General features: G+C 54.5%; 6 protein-coding genes and 1 pseudogene. 1 reads left to right on the plus strand and 6 read right to left on the minus strand.

Going from position 1 to position 7,300, the window contains the following annotated elements; translation table 11 throughout:
* Nucleotides 1-79: 79 nt before the first annotated feature.
* From PVA01S_RS15255 to PVA01S_RS15280, 6 genes are all read right to left on the minus strand, one after another.
* Nucleotides 80-715 carry a DUF2062 domain-containing protein gene (locus PVA01S_RS15255; protein WP_236595999.1) on the minus strand — a complete coding sequence of 212 codons (636 nt, stop codon included), beginning with the start codon at nt 713-715 and terminating at the stop codon, nt 80-82.
* Entirely contained in the window at nt 643-1,596 is a 954-nt protein-coding gene (locus PVA01S_RS15260) for a 4-hydroxy-3-methylbut-2-enyl diphosphate reductase (protein WP_127608324.1), read from the minus strand. The genes PVA01S_RS15255 and PVA01S_RS15260 overlap by 73 nt, the downstream gene beginning before the upstream one ends.
* 36 nt (nt 1,597-1,632) lie before the next feature.
* Entirely contained in the window at nt 1,633-3,168 is a 1,536-nt protein-coding gene (locus tag PVA01S_RS15265; protein ID WP_127608325.1) for a sensor histidine kinase, read from the minus strand.
* A gap of 1 nt (nt 3,169) precedes the next feature.
* Nucleotides 3,170-3,862 carry a response regulator transcription factor gene (locus PVA01S_RS15270; protein ID WP_127608326.1) on the minus strand — a complete coding sequence of 231 codons (693 nt, stop codon included), beginning with the start codon at nt 3,860-3,862 and terminating at the stop codon, nt 3,170-3,172.
* Between the two features lie 150 nt (nt 3,863-4,012).
* Nucleotides 4,013-5,599, minus strand: coding sequence for a S1C family serine protease (locus PVA01S_RS15275; protein ID WP_127608327.1), 1,587 nt, complete (start codon nt 5,597-5,599; stop codon nt 4,013-4,015).
* A 229-nt stretch (nt 5,600-5,828) separates the two neighbouring features.
* Nucleotides 5,829-6,245, minus strand: coding sequence for a YugN family protein (locus PVA01S_RS15280; RefSeq protein ID WP_127608328.1), 417 nt, complete (start codon nt 6,243-6,245; stop codon nt 5,829-5,831).
* A gap of 239 nt (nt 6,246-6,484) precedes the next feature.
* Here PVA01S_RS15280 and PVA01S_RS15285 point away from each other — a divergent pair.
* Nucleotides 6,485-7,300, plus strand: a pseudogene (locus PVA01S_RS15285) (ammonium transporter); the annotation flags it as partial.

Here is a 7,300-nt window from a genome sequence, read left to right on the forward strand (position 1 = left end):
CGCTTTTAAGCTTTTAATCACTAAAGCGAATATACAACGGAGACCCTCTCTCCGTCAAGTCTTGATTATTTTATGATCGTTATCCGTTCCCGTTCGTTGGCAGCAGCAGTTGTTCTTTTCGTTTACGCCGCTTCTCTTTACGGTTTTGGTCGACCCATTGCAGCGTCCAGCGGATCGGAAAGTAAGCGATGATGGCAAGAATGAGACCGTTGATCACGCCTCCGACGAACAGCTTCAAATAGAACTTCAGGAATCGGTCCAGCCATTCCGGCAATCGTTCGATCCAAGCGCCGTGAATGCCGTGAGGCAGCACGAGCGCCCCCATCTGGCGATGAAAAAACATCAGCGGCAAATAAATAACTTTACCGAACATAAAGCCGAGAAGAGCGGACGCCACGCTTGCGCGAAGCAAGTATACCAGTGGAAAGATGAGCAAAAAAGCAAGCCCGCCCGTCGGAAGCGTGAACATCTCGACGAATATCCCGATCGAAAAGCCCATGGCTACCAAGGCAGGCCCGCCTTTGGCCCGGGTCAACTGCAAATATTTATATCGAAACCAGCGGCCAATGGATCGGAGTTGGAACGTTTTTTTGAGTTTCGCCATTTTACGCATTTGCTGTTGTCCATTTCCTTCCTTGTCGATTACTTTACGGCTGCTTTCGTTTTTGGCGTAGGAATTAACCGGCTCAAATTGACGGTCCGGCGAATTTCCCATGTAGCCGGATCGTTCGCCTCGTACTGCTCCAGGAAATGAATAACCTCTTTCGTAATGGGCGTCGGCGTCGATGCCCCGGACGTTACGGCTACGCGCCGCACCGGCTTCAGCCATTCCGTATTCAGTTCGGTGATGTCCGCAATACGATAGGCCTTCACGCCTGCAATCTCCTCGGACACCTGAGCCAGCCGGTTCGAGTTGTTGCTGCGCGGATCGCCGACGACAAGCACGAGATCGGCATCCTTCGCCTGTTCGGCTACCGCTTCCTGACGCACCTGCGTCGCCAGGCATATTTCATTATGAATTTCGGCATGCGGGAATTTCTCGAGCAGACGATTCATAATATGCTTGATATCCCACTGCGACATGGTCGTTTGATTCGTGATCACGATCTTCTCCGCGCTCAGCCCGAGCTCGTCGATTTCCTCCGGCTTTTCAATCAAATGCACGCGCTCCGGCGCGACGCCGATCGCTCCTTCCGGCTCGGGATGGCCTTTCTTCCCGATATAGATGATATGGTAATCTTCCGCCGCTTTCTCGCGAATCAAGTCGTGCGTCTTCGTCACGTCGGGACAAGTCGCATCCACGACAGCCAGCCCCTTCTCGCGCGCGCGGCGGCGAACCTCCGGCGAAACGCCGTGCGCCGTGAAAATGACCGTGCCTTGCTCGATCTGATCCAGGATGTCGAGGCGGTTCGATCCGTCCAGCGTCACGATGCCTTCTTTCTCGAAGAAATCCGTCACATGGGCGTTATGCACAATCATGCCCAATATATATATAGGCCTCGGCAGATTAAAGTTTTTGGCCGTTTGCATGGCCAACGCCATAGCATCCACAACCCCGTAACAATAACCGCGGGGGGATATTTTGATCACGTCCACGCTTGCACCGCCTGTCGAAAATAGTCTTTATTTTTATTATACCTCATTCCCCTCACCGATGGAATGGCTGCTCTCCCGACCGCCCTCGAGCCCCGATCCGTGGGCAACCGGAAACCAGACCACGAACGTCGTCCCTTCGCCTTTGCTCGTCGTTACTTCGATGGACCCCTGATGCTCGTCAATGATCCACTTGGCGATCGACAAGCCTAGACCGGTGCCGGTTTTTTGTCCCCGTGACACGTCCGCCCGGTAGAACCGTTCGAAGATATGCGGCACTTCCTCTTTCTCCATGCCGATTCCCGTGTCTGCGATACGAATCCCGACCTGCCCGCCGTGACGCAGCGCGTCCATCCGCACGAAGCCGTGCTCCGTGTACTTGAACGCATTCTCGATGAAAATGAAAATCAGCTGCTGCAAATAATCTTGATTGCCGTAGATGGAAATATCCTCGGCCGGCGATAAATCTCCCACGATCCATTCGGCTGAGCGCGGAAGCATCTGAGCTTTGCGCGCCACCTCTTCCAGCAGCGGCTTCACCGCCAGCTCCCGCTTCTCGATCTGGAAGCCCGCATCCGCCCGCGCGAGCGCCAGCAGGTCATTAACCAACCTGGACATCCGCTGCGCTTCGCCGGAAATATCGCGCATCGCTTCCAGACTGAGCTCCACGGCCGGCAAATTCGACGGCTCTGCCTGCATCATCTGCTTCCACATCTTCTCGAGCAGCTCGACGTTGCCGCGAATCGTCGTGAGCGGCGTCCGCAGCTCGTGCGACGCGTCCGAGACGAACCGCCGCTGCGCGCTATAAGCTTCTTCCAGCTCGGCGTAAGCGCCCTGAAGCCGGCCCAGCATGCCGTTGATCGTTTCGATCAGCACGCCGATTTCGTCGCCGGGCCCCTGATACTCGATGCGCCGCTGCAGATCCGCCCCCTTCTCGATCTGATTGGTCGCCGCTATGACCTGTTCGATCGGGCGCAGCGCCTTCCTCGCGAGAAACCATCCGATCGAGGCGGCGAGCACGATCACAAGCAGCATGGACAAAGTCAGCACCAAACGCAGCAGAACGAGTACCCGCTCGGATTGGCCAACGAAGAAAGCCGCCTGCAGCATGCCGATCGGCTGGTCCTTCGGGCCGAAGAACGCGGTTGGATACACCGGCGCGTTGTAAACGAGAAAGTCGTATCCGTCGATTTTCACCTTGTCGAACACGCATTCCTGGGCAAGCACACAGTTGACTTTAGACGGCGTCACATCCGGAAATTCGATGCCCGCTTCTATTAAGTCCGATGCGCGAAATTTACGCCCGTCCTGCAAATTGACGATCTGTACCAGCAGCTTGCTGCTGCGAATCGAGTTTCGTCCCTCCAGCTCGAAATTGAAGCTGAAGCCTTGCGACGATACGGTAGGCAGCGCCCGGACCCGTTGAAGCACATAATTCGCCTCGTCCTTTAATTCCGTCTTGATGCCGCTAAACAAAATGTAGTTCATGAAAAAATAAAGCCCCAACGCCAGGATCAGCAACGTAGCCGTCAGTATCCCGGTGTACCATAACGTCAGGCGCAGACGTATCGACATGTCAGCCTTCTCCTCTTAGCACGTAACCCGCTCCGCGCACGGTCTGTATCAGGCGCTTATGCCCGTACTCCTCCGTTTTTTGCCGAAGCAGCGCAATATATACCTCCAGCACGTTCGATTCTCCGCTGTAGTCGTATCCCCATATTTTTTCCATAATGATATCGCGGGACAAGACGCGGCGCGGATTTTGCAGGAACAGGTGGAGCAGATCGAACTCCTTCGTCGTCAGCTCGATCCGTTGGCCGCCCCGGAACACTTCGCGCGTATCGAGATCCATGAACACATCCTGATACTGCAGCTTGTTCGCCTGGGTCTCGGCTTTCTCGGACGTTTTGCGCCGCAGGAGAACGCGAACGCGAGCTAAGAGCTCCTCGAGCGCGAACGGCTTGACCAAATAATCGTCCGCTCCCAAATCGAGACCTTTTACCCGATCGGACACTTCATCCTTCGCGGTCAGCATCAGCACCGGCACATCGGAGCCGCCTTCGCGAATGCGTCTGACGACCTCCCAGCCGTCGAGCTGCGGCATCATGACATCGAGGATGACAACATCCGGCTCGTTCTCCAGTATTTGCTTCAAGCCGTCCATGCCGTGATTGGCAGTAAACACCATGTACCCTTCGAAAGCCAGGCTGCGGCGGAGCATGGACGTAATTTTTTCATCGTCGTCGATAACTAATATTTTTTCTCTCATTTCGGTATACACCTGCCTCTGCCTTTATTGTAACGGAATTTGCTTGCCGAATCTAATGGTGCCAGCTCGTCTTCACGCAAAAAAAGAAGCAGGGCTTTTCTGCATACGTTGCCCTGCTTCTTTCCCTTGCAAGCTTGCGCTTACGGCATATTATTCCGCATTGCGGTTGCCGATCGTTACTTCAATGACTTGCTTCTTGCCGTCCCGCATAATGCCCAGGCTTACTTTATCGCCAACCTTCGTTTTCTTGATCGCTTCACTGATTTCCGAAGACGTCTTCACTTTCGTGCCGTTCAATTCGACGATGACGTCGTAAGGACGAATCCCTGCGCTGAAGGCCGGGCTCTTACGCTCGACTTGCGCGACGATTGCGCCTTCGTTATTTTCAAGCTTCAGCTCGGCAATCCATTCCTTGTCGATATCCTGCATGGAAATGCCCATATACGGAGCCGGCTCTTTCGGAATTTTCACATTGTTCTTCAGGTTGTCAAGAACCGAAGAGATTGTGCTCGTCGGAATCGCAAAGCCGATGCCTTGCGCTTGTGCGCTAACCGCCGTATTGATGCCGATCACTTCACCGTTCAGGTTAAGCAGCGGGCCGCCGGAATTCCCCGGGTTAATCGACGCGTCGGTTTGCAGCAAATGCTTGTAATCGCGCGTGCCGTTCTGATCCGGGATGCTGATCGGACGCTCTTTCGCGCTCAAGACGCCAACGGTGACCGTATGATCAAAGCCGTACGGGTTGCCGATCGCCACGACCCAATCGCCTACGTTCAAATCGTCCGCGCTGCCGAGCGGCAGAACCGGGAATTCTTTGCCGTTTTCCGGCGTTATTTTCAGCGCGGCGAGGTCGAGATCGTAGCTGTTGCCGAGCAGTTCGGCTTTGAACGGCTTCTCGTGACCCTGCACGTATACCCAAATTTCGTCCGCGCCTTCGATGACGTGCTCGTTAGTCAGAATATATCCGGATTTCTCGAAGATAAAACCGGTTCCCATCCCGCCGGGCTGCAATTGTCCGGAATTGTCCTGCTGTCCGTTCGTCCCGAAGTCGTCGCCGAAAAATTGACGGAAGAACGGATCGTTGAAGAGCGAGCTGCCGCCTCTCGAAGAGCTCTTCGCCTTCACCTTCGTCTCGATCTTCACGACCGCAGGGCTCGCCTGTTCGACGATTCCCGAGATGTTGTTAGGACGGGACATATCGAGCGCGGTCGGCTTCACCCCGCCATTGTTCGAGGAGCCTGCCGACGCCGAGCCTGTCGAGCCCGAACCGTTACCGGCCATCACGCCTTGCGCGCCGGTGAACAGGTTCATGCGGTCCGAGGCAAACATCAACGAGCCGACGACCAGCACACCCGCCATGAACGAGATGAACAAGCCCCGGAAACCGCTGTTCTTCTTCGGCGGCTTGCCGAACTGCCATTGACCGGCAGACGGCTGCTCAGCGCTCTCGTTTGTATAAAAAGAACGAACCGGTTTGGGCGGCGTCACTTCGACTGGAGCGGAACCGACGCTGTCGCCGGCCATTGAATCCGAAGTCGAAGCCTTCGGTTTATAAGGACCGTAAGCGAAATAGTGCGAAGAGCGGCTTTCCGTCTCTTCCGGCAAGCTAGTTTTCGCCCCCTCGTTATCGCTTGTCGTCTGTTCGCGCCGCTCCCGCTCTTCCGGCTTGCGGAAGAAATCGTTAAACGGGTTATAATTGTTGTTATTGTTGTTGTTGTTATTGTTGTTTTGATCCATCTTCCATGCCCTCCGTTTCTCAAACTACGAGATTGATATAATGGCAACTGCTGCTGGAGGATTCGTTCCCCTTGATTCACATATTGCACGTCGAACCTTAAAGAAACCTTAAAGAAACCTAAAACGGAGTTAAAAGTATGTATACTCCCTGGGAGACGTTCACCCGAGGGATAGTCAGCCCAAAGAAGACCAGAGGGCTCAGCCTTGGTCTTCGAGCAGCCATTCGATTTCATTGGGGAAGCCAGCCGCTCTCCACTTCTTTCAGCAGCGTCTTCGCTTGGCTCACCCATTTGTCCTCCACCGGAGCGTTTTTGTCGAGCGGATCTTGAAATTGGTTAACCAACGACGTCACGAAACCGGCCTGGGCGTTCTTATCCATGCCTTCATTGTACACGTGCTTCAGCACAAACGGGGAGCCAATCTCAATAACCGCCGTCGTCGATTCATTATCGCCGTCGAGCACCCCGTGGGTCACCTGGAACGGTATGCGCAGCCACACCTTGTGCGCTTCGTCCAAATACCGATCGAAATAACCGTGGTCGTAATCCCAGTTCCCGCCGAGCGAGAACTCCTTCGTATTTAAATACTGCCGGACCTGATTGAAAGCTTCCTCGCGTCCGACCAGCGTCGACTCCAATGGAACCATGGGATCCCCTCCGCAAAAAAATTCATACCCAAACTCCTAGATAGGATGAACGTTTTCCGGTAAAAATATGCTCATCGCCCGGTTCAATCATTTTTCGGGTCCAAGCCGCGGAACAGGGTTCGTTGACGGATTATTGCGTATGTAAATTAATCTAACGCATTCCGTTGACATTGTTGTCATGAGAACCTTATAATGAGGAACGAAAACGCTTCAATGAGTAAAAAGAGGAGTGAACGTTCATGGATTTAGCCGCCATACAGAGCGGTTTGGATACGATCTGGGTCGTGCTGACCGCTGCCATGATCCTGTTGATGGAAGGCGGTTTCGCTTTGTTGGAAGCCGGGTTCGTTCGGCAAAAAAACGCCGTCAGCATCATCATGAAGGTATTCGTCGACATTGCCTTCGGGGCTCTTATTTTTTTCTTTTTCGGTTTCGGACTCATGTATGGCAAAGATTTCTACGGCTTGGTCGGAACGACCGGCTTTATCATGGGAGGAGATCTTTCCCATATTCAGCTTACGATTACGCATGATACGTACTGGTTGTTCCAATGCGCATTCGTCATCGCCGTCATCTCCATCGTCTCCGGAGCGGTGGCGGAACGGATCAATTTTCATGCGTACATCTTGTTCACCGTTGCCATGACAGGTTTTATTTACCCGATTGCCGGACACTGGGTATGGAGCGCCGGCGGCTGGCTCGGCGGCCTCGGCATGATTGACTTCGCCGGTTCGGCCACCATCCACGCTTTAGGCGGCTTTGCAGCCTTGGCCGCGGCGATCCTGATCGGACCGCGGATCGGCAAGTTTTCGGAAAGCGGCGCGGCGAACATCGTGCCGCCGTCCAACTTGCCGCTCGCTTCCGTCGGCGCCTTTATTTTATGGTTCGGCTGGTTCGGGTTCAATTCGGGCAGCACGCTCAGCGCAACCAACGGTTCGATCGGCCACATCGCCGTCACGACGATGCTTGCGGCCGCTTCCGGCGGAGCGACTTGCATTCTGTTTACGATGATCCGCTACCGTAAAGCGGACCCGCCGATGGTCATTAACGGCTCC

It is taken from the genome of Paenibacillus validus NBRC 15382 (genome assembly GCF_004000985.1).
Taxonomy (GTDB): Bacteria; Bacillota; Bacilli; order Paenibacillales; family NBRC-103111; genus Paenibacillus_G; species Paenibacillus_G validus.